Genomic DNA, 22,147 nt, shown 5'->3' with positions numbered 1-22,147 from the left:
CCCGGGGGAGCATGCTCACAAGCGTCGCCACATGGCTATTGGCCCCGTCACAGTGGGCCGCGAGTTATACGCGGTGTCGACGGGAGAACACACCGCGAAGCGGTCGCGGCGGCGCCGGCATCACGCTGGGGCGATGCCCGGCGCACGCGGAGTGGGGCGGCGCATCCCGGCGGGCGGTGCGGCGGGGCTCCCGGCCGGCGCCTCGCGCCGACCGGGCCCGCGCCGCGCCGGCGAGGAGCCGGCCGCCGCGCCGGAGCGTCAGGTGAGTGCCGCGCCCACCAGGGCGGCGGTCCTGGCGACGAGGGGGTTGTCCGTCGGGCCCTTGGGGTCGTACTTGGTCGACAGGACGGCGAGGACGAGCGGCGGGCGTCCGGGCGGCCAGACGACTCCCACGTCGTTGGCGACCCCGTACTGCGAACCGCCACCGGTCTTGTCCGCCAGCCTCCAGTCGGCGGGCAGACCGGCGCGGAAGCGCTCGCCGTTGGTGGTGTTGGCGACCAGCCAGCCGGTCAGCCGGCTCCGGTCCTCGGCGGGCAGCGCGTCGCCCACGACGAGACGGGCGTAGGTCCGCCCGATGGCCCGAGGGGTGGTGAGGTCGGTCGTCCGCCACGGCTCCGCGGTGTTCAGCTCGGGCTCCCACCGGTCGAGACGCGTGGTGCCGTCGCCGATCGAGCGGCAGAAGCGGGTGATCGCGGTCGGCCCGCCCAGTTCGCGCAGCAGGAGGTTGCCCGCCCCGTTGTCGCTCTGGGAGACGGCGGCGGCACACAGGTCCTCGACCGTCATCCCCTGGGCGACGTTCTCCGGCTTGCCCGTGACCGGGGCGTAGCCGGCGTCGGTGACGTACTTCTCGGTGTACCGGATCCGCCGGGCGAGGAACTCGCCGTGGTGGTCCAGGTCGCGCAGGACGGCCGCGGCGGCGAGCCCCTTGAACACCGAGCACATCGCGAAGCGTTCGTCCGCGCGGTAGTCCACGGTCCGGCCCGTGGCCGTGTCGTAGGCGAACACGCCGAGGCGCGCGGAGTACTCCTGCTCCAGATCCCTCAGTTGTCCGACAAGCGCTCTCCGGCCGGGAGTTGCGGCGTGGGCCGTGGCCGGCAGGGCTGCCGCGAGCGCCGTCCCCGCTCCGAGGGCCAGCACCGCGCGGCGGGAGCGGCGGGATCCCGTGGTCTCCAAGGTCGTACTCTCCTCGTTCCTACGGTCATGACGACGTCTCTGCGGTCACGACGACTGCCTTCCCCCTCCAAGACACCAGGAAAGGCCACTTGGTCCCCTTTCAGGGCTTTTCTACGGTAATGCCCGCACCGGCCACCGTGCCCCCGGGGAGCCGTGCGCTCAGAAGCTCGGCGGGGTCTCGGCCCAGACGCAGACGGCGGGCACCTCGCCGGGGTTGTGATAGCGGTGCGGCGTGGAGGACGGGAAGCTGACGCAGTCGCCCGGCTGCAGGCGGTGGTGGACGCCGTCGACCCAGTAGTCCAGCTCCCCGCTCAGCATGACGCCGACCTCCTCACCCGTGTGGGAGTGCGGCCGGTCGCCGGAGGTCGCGCCCGGGGCCACCTCCAGGAGCATCATCTCCAGCCTGCCGCCGTGCTCGGGATTGAGGAGCGTATAGGTGACGCCCTCCACGCCGGCCCGGGTGAGCTCGACCCGCTGATCGGGGCGGGTCAGCACGCGGTGCCCGCGGTCGACGGCGTGGAAGAGCCTGCTGAGGGTGGTACCGAGGGCTTCGACGATCGTCCGCAGGGTGTTGATCGTCGGGCTGTTCACATCGCGCTCGACGTTGCTGAGATAGCTGCGGGACAGCCCCGTCCGGTCCGCGAGCTGCTCCAGCGTGAGCCCCCGCTCCAGGCGTTCCCGGCGCAGGTGGCGGCCGATTCCGTCGTCAGCGGCCCCCTGCGCCCCGGCCGGGTTCTCGTCGGCTGTCACGCCACCCACCCCCTCCTCGCGTCCAGCACAGAGCACGTCCACTAAAGAACACACCGCGTCCACTATAGACGTTGCCCGCGCGTCGCATATTGTGTACGTTCCATCCTCAATACACGACGCCCGCGTCCCCGTCTCCCCGTCCGCGCCCGGCGCACCCTGGAGGGCCCATGCACCCCGACGACCTGCCGTCCGACCGGCGCGAGGCCCGCGCGCTGCCCGAACTCCGGCTCCGGAGCAGCGCGTTGGAGCACAACGTGCGCCTCATGGCCGACTGGTGCCGCGAGCACGAAGTCGAACTCTGCCCCCACATCAAGACCACCATGACCAGCCCCGTCGTCGAGCGGCAGCTGACGGCCGGGGCCTGGGGCGTCACGGTGGCCACGGCGCGGCAGGCCGCGGTGGCGCGGAGCTGGGGCGTGACCCGCATCCTCATCGCCAACCAGGTGATCCACTCCTCCGACCTCACACTCCTCCGCCGCCTGCTGGACGAGGCCCCGGACCTGGAGCTCTTCTGCCTCATCGACTCCCCGGCGGGCCTGGACCTCGCCTCGGCGGCCCTGCGCGACAGCGGCAATCCGCTGCGGCTGCTCGTGGAGGTCGGCGTGCCGGGCGGCCGGGCCGGGGTGCGCGACGTCGCCGAGGCGTACGAGCTCGGCGCGGCCGCCGCCAAGGCGCCGCCCGGAGTCCTCATGGCCGGTGTCGCCGGATACGAGGGGGTGCGCCCCAACGTCCGTGACACGGCGACGCTCGCCGCCGTCGACGAGCACTGCCGCACGGTGGCCGAGGCATTCACCGCCCTGACGCCCCTGTACACGACCGCGGAACCGGTCTTCAGCATGGGCGGCTCGGCCTTCCCCGACCGCGTCGTCCGCGCCGTGGCGGACCTCCGGAACCGGCACGCCGGCCTCCCCCTGGTGTCCGTGCTCCGGTCCGGCTGCTACGTCACCCACGACCACGGCACCTACGCGCAGATCTCACCGCTGCCCGGCCTGCGCCCGGCCCTGACGGTGGGCGCGGCCGTGCTCTCCACCCCCGAGACCGGAACCGCGATCGTGGGTGCCGGCAAGCGCGAACTCCCCTACGACGCCGGCCTGCCCGTCGTCCTCGGGGCGCGCTCGGCCGCCGGCACCCCACGCGCCGCGGTGCGGGCCACCGCGGCCCAGATCTACGACCACCATCTGGTCCTCACCGACGTACAAGACCTCCAGGTGGGCGACGAGGTCGAACTCGGCATCTCCCACCCGTGCTCGGCCTTCGACCGGTGGCCCGACATCGCGGTCGTCGACGACGAGGGGGACGTCCGCGACGTGTGGCATCCGCAGTTCCGTTGACGGCTCGCGGCCGAGGGGGACGGGCGACGGCTTCACGACGTCACGACTGACGAGTGCACGTCAGGATCCGCCGTCGCGCCGCGCCCTAGCCGAGGTCGGGCGCGGACCGTACCTCGATCGCGTCCCCGGTCCGCTCCATCTCCAGCACGACGAGCTCGTTGCTCCCCCGCCGCCACAGATGGCTCGGTGCGTAGAGGGTGGTCTGCGGGCCGAGGGACCAGTACCGGCCGAGGGCGAATCCGTTCAGCCAGACCATGCCCTTGTCCCAGCCGGGAAAGGCGAGGAAGCCGTCCGCGGGGGTGTCGACATGGACCCGGGCCCGGTGGAACGCGGGGCCGGTGGGCGTGTGGTCGCCGGTGAACTTCAGGGGCGAGAGGTCGTCCAGCGTCAGCCGGCGGATCTCCCAGTCGTGCGGTTCCTCCTCGTCGAGGAGGACCTTGCCGCTGATTCCCTTGGGGTCGTTGAGGCCCTGGCCGAAGTTGATCCGCCCGGTGGGGTCCACCAGGAGATCGAGGGTGGTGGACCCGCCGGTCACGGTGACGTCGACGGCGTGTTCCGGCTGGTTGCGGTCGAAGGTGCCGATGCGCTTGCCGTCGCCGAAGACCAGCGCCCGGTCGCCCAGGCCCGTGACCCGCAGCCGCCTGGTCCCCTGCGGCCCGCGTACCCGGGTGCGGTAGTGGATCAGTCCGTACGACTGGCCGAGCGCCTCCATGTGGACGGGCGCGGTACGCCGTAGCGGAGTGCTCAGCGTGTCGAGGGACGCCATCAACGGCACCGACTCGCGGACGGCGATCCGCTGGGCGGGCATGCGGGGCGGCGTGGCCGGCAGGGGCGTGTCCGGCACGGTGGCGTACTTGGCGAGCACCTCGCGCACCGCGTGGAACTTCTCGGTGAGTTCGCCGGATTCGCTGATCGGGGAGTCGTAGTCGTAGCTGGTGACGGTGGGCTGATAGGCGCTGCCGGTCAGGTTGGCGCCCGCGTACCAGCCGAAGTTCGTACCGCCCACTGCCATGTAGAGGTTGACCGACGCTCCCGCTGCGAGCATCTTCTCCACGTCGGCGGCGGTCCGCGCCGGGTCGGAGGTGTGGTGGGGCTCGCCCCAGTGGTCGAACCAGCCGTCCCAGAACTCCGTGCAGAACAGGGGCTTGTCCGGCTGGAAGGCGCGCAGCTCCGCGAAGGGTCCGGTGGGGTCCCCGGCGAAGTTGACGGTGGACAGGAGGTCGGGGAGGCTGCCGGCCTTCAGCGCTTCCTGGGTGGCTCCGTTGGAGCAGAACAGCAGGCTGTCGATGCCCTGCGCGCGCATGGTGTCCCGCAGATGCTCCAGGTAGGCGTGGTCGTCGCCGTAGCTGCCGTACTCGTTCTCGACCTGCAGGGCGATGACGGGCCCGCCGCGGGTGGCCTGCAGATCGACGAGCCGGGGCAGGAGTTCGGCGAACCAGGCGTCGACGGCCCGCTCGAACGCGGGGTCGGAGCGGCGCAGCGGCGCGTCCTTGTCCTTGAGGAGCCAGGCCGGCAGCCCGCCGAAGTCCCATTCCGCGCAGATGTACGGGCCCGGCCGCACGATCACCTTGAGCCCGGCCTCGTCGGCGGTCCGTATGAAGGCGGCGACGTCGCGCCATCCGGTGAAGTCGGCCTTCTTCTCGTACGGTTGGTGGAAGTTCCAGGCGACGTAGGTTTCCACCGTGTTCAGGCCCATGGCCCGCATCCGCGTCAGCCGGTCGCGCCAGTCCCTGGGGTGCGTCCTGAAGTAGTGGAAGGCGCCCGAGAGGATCCGGAACGGCTTGCCGTCCAGCAGGAATGCGTCTCCGCGGAGGGTCAGGCCCCTCGGGTCCTCCGCCTGGGCGAGGGCGGTCCGGCCGCTCCCCACGGCGACGCCCAGGGAAGCGGCCCCCACCATGGCCGCGCTCAGGAATCCACGTCGACTGAATGGCGCCATATCTGCACTCCTCGACTCGACAGACCGTCACCCATGTCGCGAACGTGTTCAGTCATGGGCGTTTCTGTGCAGTGAGAAGTGTTCTGTAGAACAGAAACGAGCACAAGGGTTCGTGACTGAACACGAGGAAACACGGCGCGATCACGGCGCACCCGAACTGCCGGGCGGTGAGCCGCCGTTCGGGTTCCGGCGAACCGCATCGTCACGCGATCGCGCACACACGGCCGCGCACCGCCATCTGGCCGCCCCCGCTATGTGGTCGCGCGCGCGGGACTCCGCCGGCCGGTGGCCTGGGGAGCAGGAGTGATCAGCAGCTTGGCGTGGAGCCGGGGGCCCAGGGCGGTCACGGTGGCGGCGATGACGACGGCGGTGATCACCTGGGCTTCGGCCACATAGGGATCGATCAGCATCTGCAGCAGCAGTGCGGCGGCGATCAGACCGAGCTTGGCGCCCATCACCCGGGGCGCCGACAAGGTGGGACGGTCCGCGGGGTGCGCGCCCTTGGCCCGTGCGCGGTACGCGAAGCGGATCTGCAGCGGGATGGTCAGCAGGACGCACAGCACCCGGACGACGAACGCCCTGGTGTCGTCGGCGGCCTGTGGGTTCATGAGGTGCCCGAGGAAGGCACCGGCCGCGAGGGCCGCCGCGACGATGACGATCCGGGCGGCGATCAGCCGGGCCAGCGCCCGGCGGGGGTGCGCGGACTCGTGGAACGCGGCGGTGAGCGCCCGGTTGGTCCGCAGCAGCAGGGGCGGGAGGAGCAGCAGGAGGAAGGTCGCACGCACGGCGTGGGCCCAGGCGGGCTCGTTGGTCTCCCCCAGCCACATGAAGGCAAGGACCGCGCCGGCCACGGCGTAGCCCCTGCGGACAGCCCGGGCGGCCGGTTGCGGTGGCGGGTTCATGAAGGCGACTCCTTGCGGACGGAGTGGTGTGCGGAGCGAGCCGGGACCCCGCCGCGGTGGCGGCGCGCGGCGGCCGCGGGGCGGTCCGGGCGCGGCGCCGGTCAGTCCTGGTCGGTGGGGCGGGCCTGGGCGGGGGGCGCGCCGATGCCGCTGAACAGCCATTGCAGGGCCTGACCGAAGAGCTCCTCGGGAACGCTGTCGGGATCGACGCGCCGCAGGCGCACCAGCCCCTGGAACAGCGCCGCCACGACCGTGGCCACGGCGTCGGCGGGGACGTCGGCGGGCGCGCCCCGCTCGGCGAGCCAGGTGTCGATCAGGCCCTCCAGCGCCTGACGCGGTTCGCGCAGCGCGGCGGCCATGGTGTCGAGGACGTGCGGGTTGCGTACGGCATAGAGCCAGAACTCGGCCTGGAGCGGCGCGAAATCGGTGTCCTTGTCGGCGACCTGCACCAACAGGCGCCCCAGCTCGGCCGCCGCCTCCCCGGTGCCCGCCTCGTGGCGGTCGAGGGTCTGGGCGGCCTCGGAGACGCGGCCCAGACCGCGTTCGGCCATCAGCTCCAGGAAGAGCGCCTCCTTGCCGCCGAAGTTGGAGTAGAGCGCGCCGATGGAGAAGCCGGCCGACTCGGCGATCTCCTCCACCGAGGCGCCGGCGAAGCCCTTGCGGGCGAAAACCCTGGCCGCCGCGTCCAGCAGCAGGCGCCGGGTGCGGGCCTTGGCCTCCGCACGGGTGAGCCGCTGCCGTGCGGGTTCCTCTCGATCGGTACTCATATCGTCGATGCTATTCGGATAGCGATCACTATGTCAATGCGCGGATAGCGTGTACAGTCTGAATAGTGGTTGCTATCTGAATGGCGGGTGCAATCGAGTCCGGAAGACGTCGCACGGCGACGCCCGACCACCGCCAATGACCCCGCCGAACCCCCGCCGACCTGGGAGGAGAGCAAAGACATGCCCACCGATCCGCCCCCCGAGGAGTTCCGGCTCGTCGTGGATCTGAACCGATGCCAGAGCTACGGACAGTGCGTGTACGCCGCGCCGACCGTCTTCCGGTTCCACGGCGAAGAAGCGCTGGAGTACGACTACGCGCCCGATCCGCGGACCCGCCGCGAGGTCGAGCGGGCCGCCGCGGCCTGTCCGGTGCAGGCCATCCTACTCGGCGGGGCGACCGAGCCCGCGCCCCTGACCTCGGAAGGGGCACAGTGAGGGGCCCCGAGCGCATCGTCGTGGCCGGCGCCTCCCTGGCCGGCCTCCGGGCCGCCGAGGCACTGCGCGACCAGGGGTTCGACGGTGAGCTCACGCTCATCGGCGACGAACCGCACGCGCCCTACGACCGTCCGCCGCTGTCGAAGGCGGTCCTGTCCGGCTGGCTGTCCACCGACCACACCGTGCTGCCCCGGGTGCGCGACATCGGCGCCCGCTGGCTGCTCGGCACCCCCGCGACCGGCGTCGACCCGCGCACGCGGCAGGTGTCGCTGGCGGACGGGCGGGCGGTGCCGTACGACCGGCTGCTGATCGCCACCGGCACCCGGTCCCGCCCCTGGCCCGAGCGGCAGGGCGGCGCCCTCCACGGGGTGCATGTGCTGCGGACCCGCGACGACGCCGACCGGCTGCGCGCGGCACTGGCGGCGGCGCCGGGCCGGGTCCTGGTGATCGGCGCCGGCTTCACCGGCGGTGAGGTCGCCTCCGTCTGCCGCGACCTGGGCCTCGACGTGACCGTGACCCAGCGCGGCGACACCCCGCTGGGGAGCGCCCTGGGCGGCGTGATCGGCGGCGCCGCGGCCCGCTGGTACCGCGACGCCGGGGTGGACCTGCGGCTCGGCACCACGGTGCGGACGCTGGAGGGCGACGCCCATGGCGCGTTGCGGCGAGCGGTCCTGTCCGACGGCAGCGTGGTGGAGGCCGAGGTGGCCGTGGTCGCCGCCGGCGCCCTCGCCAACACCGAGTGGCTGACCGGCTCCGGGCTGGCCGCGGACGGCCGCGGCGTGGTGTGCGACGAGTCCTGCCGGGCCCTGGCCGACGACGGGACGCCGCTGGGCGACGTCTTCGCCGCCGGTGATGTCGCCCGCTGGCCGCACCCGCTCTACCCCGGGCAGCTCCTGCGGCTGGACCACTGGGACAACGCCGTCGCACAGGCCCGGACCGCCGCGCACAACATGGTGCACGCCTCCCGGGCACCCCTCGTCCACCGCCCCCTCCCGGCGTTCTGGTCCAACCAGTTCGGGGTCAACCTCAAGTGCGTGGGGCTGCCCGCCCTGGCCGACCAGGTCGTCCTCACCCAGGGCTCCCTCGACCAGCGGCAGTTCGTCGCCGCCTACGGCCGGCAGGACCGTCTGGTCGCGGCCGTCGCGGTCGACTCCCCCCGCGTGCTGGACGGATACGCCGCCCTCATCGAGGCCGGCGCCCCCTTCCCGCCGGTGCTGAACGCCACCGACGGACCGGACCGCCCCGAGCCGCTCGACCCCGCGTTCCCCCGGCCCGCCGACCCCGCACCGGGCCTTCCGTCCGTCGCCGCCACCCCGTCCGTGCCGTCCGCCCAGGCCGTCCTGGCCGGACACGAGTGAGGGAGATCCACCATGACCACGACCTCGGCCACCCCCCAGCACACGGCCGCGGAGCTGTTCGCCCAGGCCCTCCGCCATGAGCACCGCCCCAACCCCTACCCCCACTACGAGCAGTTGCTCCGCGAGCCGATCGCGCGCATGGACGACGGCAACTGGCTGGCCACCGGACACCGCGAGATCAGCCTCCTGCTGCGCGACCCGCGCATCAGCGCCGACCGGCTCCCCCCGCCGCAGCAGCGGCCGATCCGCAAGAGCCTGCTGGTCGAGGACCCGCCCAAGCACGACCAGCTGCGCCAGCTGGTCAGCCGGCAGTTCGTCCCGCGCGTCATGGGCATGCGCGACCACATCGACAAGCTCGTCACCGATCTGCTCGACGCGCACATCAGCGAGCAGCCGGGACACCTGGACGTCGTCGCCGACCTGGCGTACCCCCTGCCCGTCACCGTCATCTGTGAACTGCTCGGCGTACCGCGCGAGGACGAGTCCCTCTTCGGCAGCCTGGCCCGCCGGCTCACCCGCGGACTGGACCCCATCGACACCCAGACCGAGGACGAGATCCGCGAACTCCAGGAGACGCGGGCCGAGTTGCAGCAGTACCTCGAAGGGCTCATCGCCCGGCACGACGCCGCCCCCGGCGGGGACCTGCTCTCCGGCCTGATGCACAGTCAGCACCCCGAGGGCCCCATGGACCCCATCGACCTCCGCGTCACGCTGGGCCTGCTGCTCATCGCCGGGCACGAGACCACCGTCAATCTCATCGCCAACGGCACCCTCGCCCTGTTGCGCCACCCCGACGCCCTCGCCCGGCTGCGCACCGACCCCGATCTCGCCACTCCGCTCGTGGAGGAGGTGCTGCGCTACGACCCGCCGGTACAGATGTCCGGTCGCAGCACCCTGGCCGACATCGACATCGCCGGCACCACCATCCCCAAGGGCTCACGCATCCGCCTGCTCCTCGCCGCCGGCAACCGCGACCCGCAGCGCTTCGCGGACCCGGACCGGTTCGTGCCCGACCGCGCCGACAACGCCCACCTCGGGTTCGGCGGCGGCATCCACTACTGCATCGGCGCCACCCTGGCCCGCGCCGAAGCACAGATCGCCCTGACGGCCCTGGCCCGCCGCCTGGCGTCTCCCGGCCTGGTCGCCGATCCCCCGCCCTACCGGGAGAACGCGATCCTGCGCGGCCCGGAGAGCCTCCCGGTCTCCTTCACCCGCCTCTCCCCCGACAACGGCGGCGCCTGACCGGCCGGCCGGCACGCCTCAGCCCCGCCCCCGACCCGCCGCACACCGAGGCGGATCGGGGGCGGGGCGCTGTCTTGCGACCTCGGAGGCGGGGAGCCAGGCCCGCGACCTCGGGGGCGGGGTGCGGGGTCCGCGCCCTCAGGGCCCAGGAGCGCGGTCCGCGGCCTCACGGGCGAGGCGCGGGGGCGCAGCCTCAGGGGCGGGGTGCGAGCAGGCCGTTCAGTTCGGCCGCGAAGAGCTGGGCGGGGTCGAGGCCCATGCCGGTGAAGTGGCCGGCGAGCTCCAGGGACAGGACGCCGTGCAGGCGGGTCCAGAAGGTCAGGACGCGGTGGAGGGCCTCGGGCGGAGCCGGGTGGTCGGCGGCCCAGTCCCGGTGGTCCGCAAGGTAGGCGTCGAAGGGGGTGGCGGCGTCGTCCGGGGCGAGTGCCGCGCACGCGTCGAGCACGGTCGTCATGATCTCGGAGGAGATGGCGGTGGTGTCCGCGGGCGCGTGGTAGCCGGGAATGGGCGTGCCGTAGACCAGGAAGTACCGCTGCGGGTCCGCCAGTGCCCAGCCGCGCAGGGCGTGGGCCAGCCCGGCCAGGTCGGCACCCGATTCCGCGGCCGCGCGGAGGGTCTCGGCGAGGCTTCGGTACGCCTCCCGGACGAGTTCGGTGATCAGGTCGTCACGGCTGGCGAAGTAGCGGTAGAGCGCCGGTCCGCTCATGCCCATCTGCTTGGCGATCGCGTTGAGGGAGAGCGCGGAGGCCCCCGCCGTGGCGATCTGCTCCCAGGCGCGTTCCGTGATCTCCGCCCGCACCTGGGCCCGATAGCGCTCCCGCGGGGTCTTCGCACCCGTCTCCGCCATGGCCTGCCACCGTCCTCATCACCCATCGGGCTACATCATCACGTGTTGGTGAGAAGGTATCACGCATCTATTGACCTGCCGCCTTGCGGATCGTTATAACTTCTCACATACGCGTCACCTCGTAGCTCAGGAGGGTCCCATGTCCGGCATCCACAGCTTCGACATCCGCGGCACCGGTGCCCGCGCCGCCCTGTTCGCCGTCCCGCTCGCCTTAGGGCTCCTCGTCCCCACGGCCGCACCAGCCGGAGCCACCGGCTCCCACGCCTCCCACCCCCGCAAGCCCCTCACCTGCCGCGGCAAGGGCGTCGACCCCGATGCCCGCGTCCGCCACCGCACCGAGACCGTGATCAACGCCCCGCTGCGCACCATATGGAAGCTGCAGACCGACGTGGAGCGCTGGCCGGCCTGGCAGAGCCCGGTCGAGGCCGTGCAGCGCCTCGATCACGGACCGTTCCGCAAGGGTTCGGCGTTCCGGTGGACGACCCCGGTACCCCCCAACCCCTCCACTCCCGCCACGAGCCTGGAGATCACCTCGACCGTCCGGCAGGTCAAGGACGGTGCGTGCCTCCGCTGGACCGGCCCGGCGATCGGCGAAGGTCTGCGCATCGAGGGCGTCCATGTATGGACCTTCGCCAAGGTGAAAGGCGGTGTCCGGGTGAGCACCGAGGAGACCCACACCGGCGCCCAGGTCGAGGCGGACGTACCCACCGCGACCAGAATTCTCCGTGAGGGCCTCGAAGCGTGGCTGCGCGACCTGAAGTCCACTGCCGAAGCCCGCACCCACAACCGGTCACACTGAGCCGAGAACCGCGCCCGAGCCCCATTGTCGGCGCCCTACCGCTTGTGACAGCCAGGGAACGCGCGGTCAGCGGGCAAGCGTTGGTGCCACACACCGTCAAACTCCCTGCCGGAGCGCAGCGCATCGTTATGCGGCCCCGAGGATTTCGCAAAGGATTGATGAAACAAACGGTGCAGTGCACATCTGGGATTGCGGGGCAAGTCGTCGGCGGGAATACTGAATATCTCGGGCAGGGAAGGCCCGGAAGCGCGCTGCGTGTGACCTTGATGCGCCTCACGCAGCGTTTCCCTTGCCCGGACACTCAGTCAGCCCGGACACTCAGTCAGACAGCCGGGACGCAAAAAGCACCATGGAACCCAATGCGCCGTTGGCGCACACGAGTTCATGGTGCACGAAGGTAATGATGTGCGCCGCTGCAGCCGAAGGCCCGAGCGGCGGGAATTGACGCGGCCTGCGGCCGCCGTGTCGCGGCATCCTCAAGGCCGGCCCCCATCGCTGGGGACCAGCCTCGAAGTTGACCTGTGGGGTCGCTAGAAACGGCCTCCGCGGCCGAATCCACGTCCTCGGCCAAAGCCGCGTCCACGGCCATAGCCGAATCCACGACCACGTCCATAGCCACGACCACGTCCGTAACCGCGTCCGTAGCCCCGGCCACGGCCCCAGTCGTCCCAGCCGTCGCCGCCATGCCTCAGGGGGAGTACGCTTCGGAAGCTCATCGTGCCTCCTTGAATCTCTGGTGGATATCCAGCTGTCCAGCTGAACCACCTCTCACGCTACGCCGCGACACGAGCCGAAATCAAACGGAAAAAGGCTGAAAGTTAAGGTAAATCAGGATTTTTTTCGCGCACACAACGTGGCCGCTCGTCGCTCTCCGGAATCCTTTTCCTTGCCCTGGGGAAGGCGTTCCCGATGTCGCGAACTCATCGCACCAGCCGCGCTCCAGAGTTCCGCATCCGGAAGGCAATTGCCGAGCGCAAATCCGCATTCTCGGCGCATGCATGAGTAGTTGTCAGACGGAGCGGCCGGAAACGATACGACGTGCACGAAGTGCGCCTCTTGACACCGGTAGCCCCACTCTCGGCTCCGGTAGCTGCCGTGCAGAGCCTCGACCGGAATCGGCCAACTCACCGCTAGGGCAGGCCAGTGGTGGTTTCCGGGATGCGCAAGGTGTCGCAGGCCGTGCTGGGGGCGGTGGTCGCGGGGGGTGTGCTCGGCGGCTGTACGTTCGGCTGGGGCGAGGACGAGAAGAAGGTCGCCGAGAAGAAGCTCGGCGACAAGGGCACGGCGTGCGAACTGCCGGTGCACTTCACCCCCGAGACGTCCTGGGAGGCGACGGCCCTCACGCGGGCGACGGTGGACCGGATGGGTCCGCCGGGTCATCAGGGGCCGCTCACGCCCGCTTGCGAGCTCGACGCCAAGGCCGCCGGGCACATCGGCTTCCTCACCGTGTGGTCCGGCACCAAGGGCGCTGCCGCACCCGGCGGTTCCCCCCCGGGCCCTGGTGAAGACGTTCGTCGCCGCCGAGCACTTCGAGAGCAACGTCAGGATCCGCGAGGTCAAGGCCGGTGGCCTGCCCGCCGCCGAGGCCGACTACACGGTCACCGACCTGGCCGCCGGTGAGATCAGGCCCGAACGCGCGCTGGCCGTGATGACCGAGCGCGGTGGTGTGGTCCTCCACCTCGGAGGGCTCAACGCGGGCGAGCACAAGGCGATGCTCCCGGCGTTCGAGCTGGCCACGAAGACGCTCGGGCTCACCTCCTGAGCGATGCGGCCGCCGCACGAGGGGCGGCACGGCGGCACCCGGCAACACCGCCGCATCCGGGGTACCCCGACCGTCCTTACCTCCGGAGTAATCGACGGTGCGTTCCCCGCCGGGCGACAGTGATGACGACGCAGCGACACCTCATCACCTCGGAAGGACTCGCGCATGCCGTACTTCGAAGGTTCCGACGGGACGAGCTTGTTCTACACCGACTGGGGGCGGGGCAAGCCGGTGGTGTTCGTGACCGGGGCCTGGCTGGGCAGCAGTTCCTGGGAGTTCCAGATGCTCCCGCTGTCCGAACAGGGCCTGCGCTGCGTCGCGTTCGACAAGCGGGGGCACGGCCGCTCGGACTGGGTCGGCCACGGCTTCGACTACGACACCCTCGCCGACGACCTCGCGGCGCTGCTCGACCACCTCGACCTGCGCGAGGTGACCCTGGTGGCGCATTCGATGGGTGGCGGGGAGGTGATCCGTTACCTGTCCCGGCACGGCGATGACCGGGTGAGCCGGGTGGTGCTGGTCGCGGTCACCGCGCCGTTGATGATCCGGACGCCGGACAACCCGGAGGGGATCGACCGGAGCCTCTTCGACGCGGTGATGGCGGACCGGACCAGCGACCGCCCGAGGTGGATGGCCCAGAACGCCCAGGCGTTCTTCGCCACGCATCTGGGCAACCGGATTTCCGCCGAACTCATGGCGTGGACGGTGCAGAAGACCCTTGACTGCTCGGCCAAGGCCGCCGTCGAGGTGATCAGAACGGGGTTCTGCACCGACCTGCGCAAGGAGGCCGGCGCGCTCCGGGTGCCGGCCCTGATCCTCCACGGCGACGCCGACGCCTCCGCGCCCATCGATCTCTGCGGTCGTCGGCTGGCCGCCCTGATACCGGACAACGTCTACAAGGAGTACTCCGGCGCAGGCCACGGCCTCTTCCTCACCCACGCCGAGGAACTCAACCGGGACCTGCTCGACTTCATCGGGAACACCCCATCGTGACGCTGCCTCCTCGTCCCTTACCGTGGGATGCGAAGACCTCCGGTGTGGTGGAGCGCCAAGACCTCCACCGCATCGGAGGTCTTCGCCATGGTGCAAGGCCGAAACCGCCGCCGACGGATCCTCAACTCTGGCTCAGATCACCGCATGTGGGCCTCGTGGTGCGTACCCTCGAACTACCGAACAGTACGAACGGAGGAGCCGATGAAAACCGCACTCAGCCGTCTGGCCTCGCGCATCGCGTCCTTCCTGCCGCGCCGTCGGCGACGCAGGTACGACCACCCTGACGCCCACCGGGCCTACGGGACCGACCAGTACGACGGCCTGTACAAGCACTACACGCCCAGTTCCTCCGGAGGCGGCAAGCCGCTTCTCTGAATCATCTGGATCAGCGGCCACGCCCGCCCCGGCGCCTGAAGCCGCTGCGCACCGATCCGGTCTCCCTCGCTCACACCTCCGGATCGGCGACGGGGTACGGCACGAACGTGCTGCTGTTCTCGTCGACCGCGAGCCGGCGGTCCAGCGGCGGGACCGCCCGCTGCGGGCAGTCGGTGCGTTCGCAGACGCGGCAGCCCATGCCGATCGGGGTGGCCGCGGCGGCGTTGCCGAGGTCCAGGCCGTCGGAGTAGACGACGCGGGAGGCGTGGCGGACCTCGCAGCCGAGGCCGAGGGCGAAGGTTTTGCCGGGCTCGCCCCAGCCCCCGCGGTGCCGGGTGACCGCTCGTGCGGTCCACAGGTAGCGCTGCCCGTCCGGCATGGCCGCGGCCTGGGCGTGGATCCGGCCGGGCGCGGCGAACGCCTCGTAGACGTTCCACAGCGGGCAGGTGCCGCCCGCCCGGGAGAAGTGGAAGTCGGTCGCGGACTGCCGTTCGGACATGTTGCCCGCGCGGTCCACCCGTACGAAGGAGAACGGGACGCCCCGCAGGCGTGGGCGCTGGAGGGTGCTCAGGCGGTGGCAGACCGTCTCGTAGCCGAGGCCGAACCGGTCGGTGAGCCGCTCGATGTCGTAGCGGACCTCTTCGGCCGCCGTGTGGAAGCGGCGGTAGGGGAGGACCAGGGCGGCGGCGAAGTAGTTGGCGATGCCGATGCGGGCCAGTGACCAGGCGGCGGAGTCCGGGGTGAAGTCCTGTGACGCGAGGCGCGCGAGTTCGTCGTCGTATTCGAGGAACGCCAGCTGCGTGGCCATCCGGAACGCCTGCTGGCCGGGGCGCAGTCTGCTCGACAGGTGCAGGACGCGGTCGAGTCCGGCCGCGCCACCTCGGGTGGTGTGGACGCGGGCGCGGAGCCCGAGCGGATCCCTCGGGTGGGCGCAGCCCAGCTCCCGGCCACACGACCGGCCGGGGGTTTTGCACCTGTGACCAGGACTGAGGGTCCCTGGGTCGCCGCCGGGCTGAGGAGCCCGGCGGGTGTGCGGTACGGGGCGCGGAACGGAGGACTGAGGCCGTTCCGCGCCCTGCCGCGCCGGCTGGGTCCGCAGCCTCGGGGGCAGGTCCCGGCCGGGCGCCGGGCGCGGCGCGGGGCGGGATCCGGCGCGGCGCGGCACGGTGGCCGCGTGTCGTCCCGTGGGGCAACTGCCGTAGCGCGCCTTGCCCGCCCCCGGGCAAAGCGGGATAAATGTGAATCATGAGCGGAAACCCGGGGCGCTTGTGGCGGTGGCTGAGCCGCGCGTCCGGTCGTTCCGCCGTTCCGGGTGCGGCCCCTGCCGGGGACGGCACCGGTGAGGCGGGGGACGAAGGCCCCGCGGGGGACGGCGGGCCGCAGGGCATCCGGTCCTCGTTGACCACCCGCAGCGTCGCCCAGGAGGTCTTCCTGCTGCAGCTGGTGGTCGTGGTGCTGCTGGTCGCGGCGGCAGTGGTGGCGCTCGTCGTCCAGGCCCGGCGGGACACCATGACCGACGCCCGGCACCGGACGCTCGCCGCAGCCGAGTCCTTCGCGCACGCCTGGGGGCTCCAGCAGGCGCTGAACAGCGGCAATCCGTCCGCGAAGCTCCAGCCGCTCGCCGAGGCGGCCCGGAAGGCCTCCGGAGTCGACGCCCTCATCGTGTACAACCTGGACGGGATCACCCTCACCCACAGTGACCCACGGCAGATCGGCAAGCACGTCATCGGCCCGTATGCCGAGGCCGCCCGGGGCAAGCCCTTCACCCGGACCTTCCAGGGCGCCCTGGGCCTGTCCGTGGTCTCCGTGGCCCCCGTGAAGGACGCCTCGGGCCGGGTCGTCGCCCTCGTCGCCGCGCCGGTCACGGTGGAGAAGGTGCAGAAGTCGGTCAACCAGCAGCTGCCCATGTTCCTGGGCACCGCGGTCGTGGCGCTGGCTCTCGCCGGCGGCGGCGCGGGGCTGGTGAGCCGTCGGCTGCGGCGGCAGACCCACGGTCTGGGACCGGCCGAGATGACCCGGATGTACGAGCATCACGACGCGGTGCTGCACGCGGTGCGGGAAGGCGTCCTCATCGTCGGCCGCGACGGCCGGCTGCTGCTGGCCAACGACGAGGCCCGGCGGCTGCTGGACCTCCCCCCGGACGCGGAGGGACGCCGGGTGGGCGACCTGGCGCTGAACCACCGCACCGCGGAACTCCTGGCGTCGGACCGGAGCGCCACCGACGAGGTGCACCTGGCCCAGGACCGGCTGCTGGCCGTCAACAAGCGGTCCACCTCCCCCTACGGATCCCATCAGGGGAGCGTGGTGACCCTGCGCGACACCACCGAACTGCGGTGGCTGGCGGGGCGCGCCGAGGTGGCGCGGGAGCGGTTGCGGCTCCTCTACGACGCCGGGCTGCGGATCGGCTCCACGCTGAACGTCGTGCGGACGGCCGAGGAGCTGTCGCAGGTGGCGGTCCCCCGGTTCGCCGACATCGTCACCGTCGAGCTGCTGGACCCGGTGCTGCGGGGCGAGGAACCGGCCGTGGCGGGCGGCGGTCTGCGCCGGACCGCCATCGCCGGGCTGGCGCCGGACCACCCGCTCCACCCCGTCGGCGAGCTGATCCGCGCCGTCCCGGACACCGCGGGGGCGGCGGAGGTGGACCAGGTCCGCGCCATGGTGGTGCCCGACCTGGCCGGCTCGTCCGCCTGGCGGTCGCGGGACCCGGAACGCACCCGGCGGATCCTGGAGCACGGGGTGCATTCGCTGGCCGTCGTTCCGCTGCGCGCCCGGGGCGTGGTGCTGGGCCTGGTGGACTTCTGGCGGTCCGGGGACTCCCCGCCGTTCGACGACGAGGACCTGTCGTTCGCCGAGGAGCTGGCGGGGCGGGCCGCGGTGGGGATCGACAACGCCCGCCGCTTCACCCGCGAGCGCACCATGGCGATGACGCTCCAGCGCAGCCTGATGCCCCGCGGCCTGCCCGACCAGGACGCCCTGGAGGTGGCGCACCGCTATCTCCCCGCGAAGGCCGGCGTGGGCGGGGACTGGTTCGACGTCATCCCGCTGCCCGGCGCGCGGGTGGCGCTGGTCGTCGGCGATGTGGTGGGCCACGGGCTGCACGCGGCGGCGACCATGGGCCGGCTGCGCATCGCCGTGCACAACTTCTCGGCCCTGGACCTCTCCCCCGACGAACTGCTGGGCCATCTGGACGAGCTGGTGGCCCGCCTCGACATCCAGGACGAGGACACCGACGAGGGACCGGCGATCACCGGCGCCACCTGTCTGTACGTCATCTATGACGCGGTCTCCGGGCAGGTCACCGCCGCCACGGCCGGTCATGTGCCGCCCGCCGTGGCCCACCCCGACGGGACGGTGGAGTTCCTGCACCCACCGGTCTCCCCACCGCTGGGCCTGGGCGCCGGCCTGCCCTTCGAGACCGCCGCACTGTCGCTGCCGGAAGGCTCCCGGCTGGTGCTGTACACCGACGGGCTGGTCGAGAACCGCGGCCACGACCTGGACGCCGGGCTGGAAGCCCTGCGAGCGGCCCTCGCCGGAGCGGACCGTGCGCCGGAGGACACCTGCGCCGCCGTCCTGCACGCGCTGCTGCCCGGCGGGTCCACCGACGATGTCGCGCTGCTGGTGGCCCGCACCCGGCGGCTGGACCCGTCGGACGTCGCCGAATGGGACGTGTCCCGCGACCCGGCGGCGGTCGGCCCGGTCCGCAACGACTGTGCCCGCCAGTTGGCGGACTGGGGCCTGGCGCACATCTCCTACGGCACCGAGCTGATCCTCAGCGAACTGATCACCAACGCCATTCGCTACGGCGCCGAGCCCATCCACGTCCGGCTCCTGCACACCCGCACCACCCTGATCTGCGAGGTCTCCGACGGCAGCAGCACCTCCCCGCACATCCGCCAGGCGAAGACCACCGACGAGGAGGGCCGCGGTCTCTTCCTCGTCGCGCAGTTCGCCGAACAGTGGGGCACCCGCTACTCCCCCCGGGGCAAGACGATCTGGGCCGCCCAGGCCATCGTCCCCGACGCCCCGCCCGCGGAAGAGGAGCCCTCGGAGCACCTGTTGCGCCATTGGGAGCAGGAAGGGGGGTGGTGAGAGCGGTGGCGCGGCGCCCGGACCGGCGTCGCGTCCCCTGCCCGTATGGCGCCTACGCGCCGACGTGACCTGGCCCGATCCCGTCCTGGCAGAGGCACGCGAAGGCGCGGAGTACGCTGCTGTGGATCTTGCCGCACGCTCCGCGTCCGCCCACCGCCCGGCGGACCGCTCCCCCATCCGGCCCTGTTGGAGGCGTCGTGGCCGCACATCACCGGGTCCGCACCACCGCTGCCCTGTGCTGCCTCGGCCTGGTGACGCTCGGTCTCGTGGCGTGCCAGGAAGGGGGCCCCACCCGGCCGGTCGCGCCCTCCCGGGCCGGGTCCGCGGCGGAGGCCGGCGGGACGGCGGCACTGATCAGGGCGGCGAAGAAGGAGGGCAGGCTCAACGCGATCGCGCTGCCGCGCCAGTGGGCCAACTACGGCGGGCTGATCAACGGCTTCGAGAAGAAGTACGGCATCAAGGTCGTCGTCGACGATCCGAACGGCCACAGCAGTCAGGAGATCGAGGCCCTCAAGCGCTACCGGGGCCGGCAGCGCGCCCCCGACGTGATCGACGTCGCGGACACCTTCGCCCAGTCCGCGGCGCGGCAGAACCTGCTGGCCCCCTACCGGGTCGCACAGTTCGACGAGATCCCGCCGGACCAGAAGGACGCCGGGGCCCGCTGGTACAACAACTACGGCGGCTACATCTCGATCGGCTGCGACGCCTCCCGCGTACGGAACTGCCCCGAATCCTTCGCCGATCTGCTCCGGCCGGAGTACAAGGGCCTGGTCTCGATCCACGGCGATCCCGCGATGGCGGGATCGGCCTTCGCCGCCGTGTACGCGGCGGCGCTCGCCAACGGGGGATCGTTCGACAACATCCAGCCGGGCATCGACTTCTTCGCCCGGCTCGACAAGGCCGGCAACTACCACCGGGCCGAACCCGGCCCGGCCACGATCGCCGCGGGAAGGACACCGGTCATCATCGAGTGGGACTACCTCAACCTGCAGCACATCGACCGGCTCCGCGGCACCGGCGTGAAGTGGAAGGTCTCCATTCCCTTCGACGGCAGCTTCTCGCAGTACTACGCACTGGCGATCAACAAGTACGCCCCCCACCCGGCCGCGGCACGGCTGTGGCAGGAGTACCTCTTCAGCCCGGAGGGGCAGAACCTCCGCCTCGTGGACTACGCCCGCCCGGTGCTGATGGCCGCCATGGCGAAGAACGGCACCCTCGACAAGGCCCTGGCCGCACGGCTGCCGACGGTCGAGGGCACACCGCAGTTCCCCACCGAGGCCCAGCTGAACAAGGCGCTGCGCACGGTCCGTGCCCAGTGGGCCAAGGCCGTGGGCGGCTGAACCGCCGGTCGTGAGGAGTTGGGGGCGGCTGCCGGGCCGGTACGACCGCAGCCTTGAGCCGGGCGTCACGGGGCATACGCGAACAATGGAACGACACGGTGCAGTCCCCTCGCTGGCCGGGCCCGCCTGGGCAGGATGGATCTACCTGGGACTGGCGGTACTGGCCGGTGTCCAGCTCCTGGCAGCCGTACTGGAGTCAGGATCCGGCGAACCGAGCCTGCTGCCCAGCCTGGTCGGGGTGGTCGCGTTTCCCGTCCTGGCCGGTTGGGCGCTGCGGCGGCGCCACAGCGACCGTACGGGGCGGCGCGGCTGAGGCCGGGCGCGCCGCACCGTGCAGTGCGGGCGGCGGGTCCGGTGGAATTCGCTCCAGGATTGAGCACCTTTTTGGACTCCGGGGTCGGGAAAGGCGGCCAGGGTGCAAGCTGGGCTCGACATGGAAGCCGGATGCGTTCTCAGGGGACTACGGGCCGTGGTGTTCGCCACGGTCTGTGTGCTGCTGACGGCTCTTGGGCACGCCCTGGCAGCGCGTTCCCCGCTGCCGTGGCATGTGGTGCTCGCGGCCGCCGCCGGGGCGTCCGCCGCCGCGTGGTGCTTCGCCCGGCGCGAGCGCGGGCCGGGTGTGGTGGGCCTGCTGACCCTCGGCACCCAGGCCGCGCTCCATACCGTGTTCACGGTCGGTCAGGTGTCGCCGGGCCCCGCGGACGGCCCCTGGTCCTGGGGCCGGCTGTGGCGGAAGGTCCTGACGTGTGACGGAGGATCACCGATCCCCTCGGCGCTCTCCGGCGGCGGGACGGCCCATGGGCCGATGCCGGGTATGCCGGCGTCGCTGCACGAGGGAATGCAGAGCGCCGGGCACTCGATGCTCGCGGTGCACATGGCGGTCGCCGCGTTGAGCGCCTGGTGGCTGTGGGGCGGGGAGCAGGCGGCCTTCCGCCTGGTGCGCACGGTGTCCCTGTTCCTCTTCCGGCGGCTGTGCCCCCTGCTGTGCTCCGCTCTTCCGGCGGCCCTGGAGGAGCTGCGGGTTCCGGCGCAGCCCCCGCGCCGGGCGCTGCGCGAACTGCTGCTGGCGCATGTGGTGTCGTTGCGTGGTCCTCCGCGGGAACCGGCTGTCCGCTGACAACAGCCGGTATCCGGGTGCGTGTGGGAGCGGCGGTGGCCGCGCCCGCACCCGGTCTCCGGTCGTCCGTATTCACGGTGACCGAACCATGCGAAGGACTCCAGATGATGATGACGCCTGTCCGGACGGTGGCATCCCGGGTGCCCACGGCCGGTCTCGCTCCGGCCGCCCCCCGCTCCGCGACGCAGCGGAGCGATGACTCGTCCGTCGAGCCGGTCGGCATCGGCCTGCTGATACGCCGTGTCCGGGAAACGGGAGCGCAGCCGTGCGGCCCGGTGGCTCCCGTGGGAGGGGCCGCCGATGCGTGACGTCGACGATGCCCAGGTGACCCGGTGGGCCCTGGCGGCCCGTACGGGTGATGAAGAGGCGGTCGAGCTGTTCGTGCGGGGCACCCGGCGGCATGTGCTGCGCTATGTGACGCATCTGAGCCGCGATGCCCAGGCCGCGGACGACCTGGTGCAGGACACCTATCTGCGGGCTCTGCGCGGCCTGCCCGGGTTCGAGGGCCGGTCGTCGGCCCGTACCTGGCTGCTGACCATCGCCCGGCGTACGGTCGCCGACCGGATCCGTGCGAACCAGGCCCGGCCGCGCGTCGCCGGTCTCGCCGACTGGCAGGCTCTCGCGGAGCAGGCCCAGCGGGAGACGGTGCCGGGGTTCGACGAGGGGGTCGCCCTGACCGACATCCTCTCCGCTCTCGCGCCGTGCCGGCGGGAGGCGTTCGTGCTCACCCAGCTGGTCGGGCTGCCGTATGCCGAGGCGGCCGCGGTCGTCGGCTGTCCGGTGGGGACGGTCCGTTCGCGGGTGGCCAGGGCGCGGGAGACGCTGATCGCGCTGCTCGACGCGGCGGACGGCGCCCCGGCGCGCCGGGAGGAGGCCGCGGGGCGGGGCCCGCTGCCCGAGCCCGCCGTGGCCCGGTCCGTGGCCTGATCCG

Annotated in this window: 21 protein-coding genes and 1 pseudogene; 14 read left to right on the top strand and 8 right to left on the bottom strand. The window is 72.1% G+C overall.

Going from position 1 to position 22,147, the window contains the following annotated elements; translation table 11 throughout:
- Positions 1-258: 258 nt before the first annotated feature.
- Positions 259-1,173, bottom strand: coding sequence for a class A beta-lactamase (bla, locus tag K7396_RS33425; RefSeq protein WP_174886885.1), 915 nt, complete (start codon positions 1,171-1,173; stop codon positions 259-261).
- 159 nt (positions 1,174-1,332) lie between these two features.
- Entirely contained in the window at positions 1,333-1,923 is a 591-nt protein-coding gene (locus K7396_RS33420) for a helix-turn-helix domain-containing protein (RefSeq protein WP_143589179.1), read from the bottom strand.
- Positions 1,924-2,090: 167 nt separating this feature from the next.
- Here K7396_RS33420 and K7396_RS33415 point away from each other — a divergent pair, with 167 nt between their 5' ends.
- Positions 2,091-3,254, top strand: coding sequence for an alanine racemase (locus tag K7396_RS33415; protein ID WP_086719708.1), 1,164 nt, complete (start codon positions 2,091-2,093; stop codon positions 3,252-3,254).
- 85 nt (positions 3,255-3,339) lie between these two features.
- Here K7396_RS33415 and K7396_RS33410 read toward each other — a convergent pair whose 3' ends face one another.
- From K7396_RS33410 to K7396_RS33400, 3 genes are all read right to left on the bottom strand, one after another.
- Positions 3,340-5,190 (bottom strand): glycoside hydrolase family 35 protein, encoded by a 1,851-nt coding sequence (locus K7396_RS33410; RefSeq protein ID WP_174886886.1) that lies wholly within the window; start codon positions 5,188-5,190, stop codon positions 3,340-3,342.
- Between the two features lie 251 nt (positions 5,191-5,441).
- Positions 5,442-6,092, bottom strand: a complete 651-nt coding sequence (locus K7396_RS33405) for a hypothetical protein (protein ID WP_086719706.1) — start codon at positions 6,090-6,092, stop codon at positions 5,442-5,444.
- 101 nt (positions 6,093-6,193) lie between these two features.
- The gene (locus K7396_RS33400) at positions 6,194-6,859 is read right to left on the bottom strand and encodes a TetR/AcrR family transcriptional regulator (protein ID WP_086719705.1); all 666 of its coding nucleotides are present in this window, start codon (positions 6,857-6,859) and stop codon (positions 6,194-6,196) included.
- 180 nt (positions 6,860-7,039) lie between these two features.
- Here K7396_RS33400 and K7396_RS33395 point away from each other — a divergent pair, with 180 nt between their 5' ends.
- The 3 genes from K7396_RS33395 to K7396_RS33385 are packed head-to-tail and all read left to right on the top strand — an operon-like array spanning position 7,040 to position 9,894.
- The gene (locus K7396_RS33395) at positions 7,040-7,294 is read left to right on the top strand and encodes a ferredoxin (RefSeq protein WP_086719704.1); all 255 of its coding nucleotides are present in this window, start codon (positions 7,040-7,042) and stop codon (positions 7,292-7,294) included.
- Positions 7,291-8,652: an NAD(P)/FAD-dependent oxidoreductase gene (locus K7396_RS33390; RefSeq protein ID WP_086719703.1), complete on the top strand. Its 1,362-nt coding sequence runs from the start codon at positions 7,291-7,293 to the stop codon at positions 8,650-8,652. The genes K7396_RS33395 and K7396_RS33390 overlap by 4 nt, the downstream gene beginning before the upstream one ends.
- Before the next feature lie 12 nt (positions 8,653-8,664).
- On the top strand, positions 8,665-9,894 hold the full coding sequence (locus K7396_RS33385; RefSeq protein ID WP_086719702.1) for a cytochrome P450: 1,230 nt from the start codon (positions 8,665-8,667) through the stop codon (positions 9,892-9,894).
- Positions 9,895-10,087: 193 nt separating this feature from the next.
- On the opposite strand, the gene K7396_RS33380 is transcribed toward K7396_RS33385, so the two are convergent.
- A complete protein-coding gene (locus tag K7396_RS33380; protein WP_086719701.1) occupies positions 10,088-10,741 on the bottom strand; it encodes a TetR/AcrR family transcriptional regulator in 654 nt (217 codons plus the stop codon).
- 139 nt (positions 10,742-10,880) lie between these two features.
- On the opposite strand from K7396_RS33380, the gene K7396_RS33375 reads away from it, so the two are divergent.
- Positions 10,881-11,540: an SRPBCC family protein gene (locus K7396_RS33375; protein WP_086719700.1), complete on the top strand. Its 660-nt coding sequence runs from the start codon at positions 10,881-10,883 to the stop codon at positions 11,538-11,540.
- Positions 11,541-12,670: 1,130 nt separating this feature from the next.
- Here the strand turns inward: K7396_RS33375 and K7396_RS33370 are convergent.
- Positions 12,671-12,883 (bottom strand): hypothetical protein, encoded by a 213-nt coding sequence (locus tag K7396_RS33370; protein WP_223660466.1) that lies wholly within the window; start codon positions 12,881-12,883, stop codon positions 12,671-12,673.
- Here K7396_RS33370 and K7396_RS36035 point away from each other — a divergent pair.
- From K7396_RS36035 to K7396_RS33355, 4 genes are all read left to right on the top strand, one after another.
- Complete coding sequence (locus K7396_RS36035) at positions 12,840-13,160, top strand: lipoprotein (protein ID WP_359488890.1); 321 nt, start codon at positions 12,840-12,842, stop codon at positions 13,158-13,160. The genes K7396_RS33370 and K7396_RS36035 overlap by 44 nt on opposite strands.
- A complete protein-coding gene (locus tag K7396_RS35740) occupies positions 13,042-13,302 on the top strand; it encodes a lipoprotein (protein ID WP_244212028.1) in 261 nt (86 codons plus the stop codon). Before K7396_RS36035 ends, K7396_RS35740 begins: the two co-directional genes overlap by 119 nt.
- A 165-nt stretch (positions 13,303-13,467) precedes the next feature.
- On the top strand, positions 13,468-14,295 hold the full coding sequence (locus tag K7396_RS33360) for an alpha/beta fold hydrolase (RefSeq protein ID WP_086719698.1): 828 nt from the start codon (positions 13,468-13,470) through the stop codon (positions 14,293-14,295).
- Positions 14,296-14,496: 201 nt separating this feature from the next.
- Complete coding sequence (locus K7396_RS33355; protein ID WP_158101167.1) at positions 14,497-14,670, top strand: hypothetical protein; 174 nt, start codon at positions 14,497-14,499, stop codon at positions 14,668-14,670.
- A gap of 70 nt (positions 14,671-14,740) precedes the next feature.
- Here K7396_RS33355 and K7396_RS33350 read toward each other — a convergent pair.
- A pseudogene (locus K7396_RS33350) lies at positions 14,741-15,529 on the bottom strand (short-chain fatty acyl-CoA regulator family protein); the annotation flags it as partial.
- A gap of 386 nt (positions 15,530-15,915) precedes the next feature.
- Here K7396_RS33350 and K7396_RS33345 point away from each other — a divergent pair.
- The 5 genes from K7396_RS33345 to K7396_RS33325 all read left to right on the top strand — a co-directional run bounded on the left by K7396_RS33345 (position 15,916) and on the right by K7396_RS33325 (position 22,143).
- A complete protein-coding gene (locus tag K7396_RS33345; RefSeq protein WP_107421217.1) occupies positions 15,916-18,759 on the top strand; it encodes a SpoIIE family protein phosphatase/ATP-binding protein in 2,844 nt (947 codons plus the stop codon).
- A 197-nt stretch (positions 18,760-18,956) separates the two neighbouring features.
- Entirely contained in the window at positions 18,957-20,099 is a 1,143-nt protein-coding gene (locus tag K7396_RS33340) for an ABC transporter substrate-binding protein (protein WP_086719697.1), read from the top strand.
- 85 nt (positions 20,100-20,184) lie between these two features.
- Positions 20,185-20,412, top strand: coding sequence for a hypothetical protein (locus K7396_RS33335; protein ID WP_086719696.1), 228 nt, complete (start codon positions 20,185-20,187; stop codon positions 20,410-20,412).
- Between the two features lie 156 nt (positions 20,413-20,568).
- Positions 20,569-21,216, top strand: coding sequence for a PE-PGRS family protein (locus K7396_RS33330; RefSeq protein WP_158101166.1), 648 nt, complete (start codon positions 20,569-20,571; stop codon positions 21,214-21,216).
- 300 nt (positions 21,217-21,516) lie between these two features.
- Positions 21,517-22,143: a sigma-70 family RNA polymerase sigma factor gene (locus K7396_RS33325; RefSeq protein WP_086719694.1), complete on the top strand. Its 627-nt coding sequence runs from the start codon at positions 21,517-21,519 to the stop codon at positions 22,141-22,143.
- Positions 22,144-22,147: the final 4 nt, after the last annotated feature.

Origin of the sequence: Streptomyces angustmyceticus (genome assembly GCF_019933235.1) — a bacterium.
GTDB classification, from domain to species: domain Bacteria; phylum Actinomycetota; class Actinomycetes; order Streptomycetales; family Streptomycetaceae; genus Streptomyces; species Streptomyces angustmyceticus.
The sequence above is the reverse complement of the archived record's forward strand: the minus strand, read 5'-3'. Positions and strand labels throughout refer to the sequence as shown.

Bases quoted from the DNA above. Each gene is read 5' to 3' on its own strand.
- K7396_RS33415 (WP_086719708.1), top strand. From the start codon at position 2,091: ATGCACCCCGACGACCTGCCGTCCGACCGGCGCGAGGCCCGCGCGCTG.
- K7396_RS33410 (WP_174886886.1), bottom strand. From the start codon at position 5,190: ATGGCGCCATTCAGTCGACGTGGATTCCTGAGCGCGGCCATGGTGGGG.
- K7396_RS33405 (WP_086719706.1), bottom strand. From the start codon at position 6,092: ATGAACCCGCCACCGCAACCGGCCGCCCGGGCTGTCCGCAGGGGCTAC.
- K7396_RS33400 (WP_086719705.1), bottom strand. From the start codon at position 6,859: ATGAGTACCGATCGAGAGGAACCCGCACGGCAGCGGCTCACCCGTGCG.
- K7396_RS33395 (WP_086719704.1), top strand. From the start codon at position 7,040: ATGCCCACCGATCCGCCCCCCGAGGAGTTCCGGCTCGTCGTGGATCTG.
- K7396_RS33385 (WP_086719702.1), top strand. From the start codon at position 8,665: ATGACCACGACCTCGGCCACCCCCCAGCACACGGCCGCGGAGCTGTTC.
- K7396_RS33380 (WP_086719701.1), bottom strand. From the start codon at position 10,741: ATGGCGGAGACGGGTGCGAAGACCCCGCGGGAGCGCTATCGGGCCCAG.
- K7396_RS33375 (WP_086719700.1), top strand. From the start codon at position 10,881: ATGTCCGGCATCCACAGCTTCGACATCCGCGGCACCGGTGCCCGCGCC.
- K7396_RS33360 (WP_086719698.1), top strand. From the start codon at position 13,468: ATGCCGTACTTCGAAGGTTCCGACGGGACGAGCTTGTTCTACACCGAC.
- K7396_RS33355 (WP_158101167.1), top strand. From the start codon at position 14,497: ATGAAAACCGCACTCAGCCGTCTGGCCTCGCGCATCGCGTCCTTCCTG.
- K7396_RS33345 (WP_107421217.1), top strand. From the start codon at position 15,916: ATGAGCGGAAACCCGGGGCGCTTGTGGCGGTGGCTGAGCCGCGCGTCC.
- K7396_RS33335 (WP_086719696.1), top strand. From the start codon at position 20,185: ATGGAACGACACGGTGCAGTCCCCTCGCTGGCCGGGCCCGCCTGGGCA.
- K7396_RS33325 (WP_086719694.1), top strand. From the start codon at position 21,517: ATGCGTGACGTCGACGATGCCCAGGTGACCCGGTGGGCCCTGGCGGCC.